Source organism: Bacterioplanes sanyensis (genome assembly GCF_014652515.1).
Classification (GTDB): domain Bacteria; phylum Pseudomonadota; class Gammaproteobacteria; order Pseudomonadales; family Oceanobacteraceae; genus Bacterioplanes; species Bacterioplanes sanyensis.
On sequence record NZ_BMYY01000033.1, the window covers coordinates 1 to 826 of the forward strand.

An 826-nucleotide genomic window follows, 5' to 3' on the forward strand; every position below is an offset into this window, starting at 1 on the left:
CCAACTTTTTCTGATTTCCTGGTTAGGTTCGGCGAGTTCAGGTGAAAATCAGAGGTGCCCTAGTTGCTGGGTTGCAGGCTTTGGGTATGACTGAATGGGGCTCTGTGCTGCAAACCTATCAACAACTGGGCTTGCCATTGCCAGATGAGCAAGTAACGCAGTATTGGCAGACGCCACTGGCATGCAGGCATTTACCGCCGATGAACAGCACGTTATTCGCGCCTTTTTAATGCAGAATGGAAAATTGCCAAGTCAGCAACAGCTAGACACCAGTACGCAGGCAGACAGTTTGGCCAAGGGCTTGCAATTGGCGGGCTTAGATGTCGCCAGCGATAGCCAAAGCGATGCCGCATTTGCCTTGAGCTTATATGCAACGATGGAAGGCCCTTTTTCAGCGCTGAAAGATTTACCTTGTTGGTATGACCAGGCACAAAGCGAGCATTCGTTGCAGGCGCTGTTAGATTTTCAGTTGAATTATAAAAACCATACTGATTGGGTATACAGGGAGCCGCTCAGTGAGCTGACGACGCCGTTGCAGCCGGGCGAAGCGCCCACCTACGAGGCCGGCTTGGATGCCTTCAGCCTTGCTGAGCAGCATATTATTCGCCCGTTTTTGCTGATTGAGCAGCGTTTGCCCAGCCAGTAAGAGCTGGAAACGGCGATGCAAAAAAGTAGTGCAGCGAGTGGCCTGGTGGCTGCAGGCTTAGACTTGCCGACACCTTGGAAAATGTCGAATACAAACTTTGCCACTGGCCTCTTTACCGCCCTAGTGGTCCATGCGGAAAATAATGTAACTTTTGGGTAGATGAGCGTATCATCCACTTAT

The 826-nt window shown here is 50.8% G+C and carries 1 protein-coding gene; it reads left to right on the forward strand.

Features of this window, described 5'->3' with window-relative positions:
- The first annotated feature begins 163 nt into the window (after positions 1-163).
- Positions 164-646, forward strand: a complete 483-nt coding sequence (locus IE090_RS17750) for a hypothetical protein (RefSeq protein WP_189390452.1) — start codon at positions 164-166, stop codon at positions 644-646.
- The last annotated feature ends 180 nt before the right edge of the window (positions 647-826 follow it).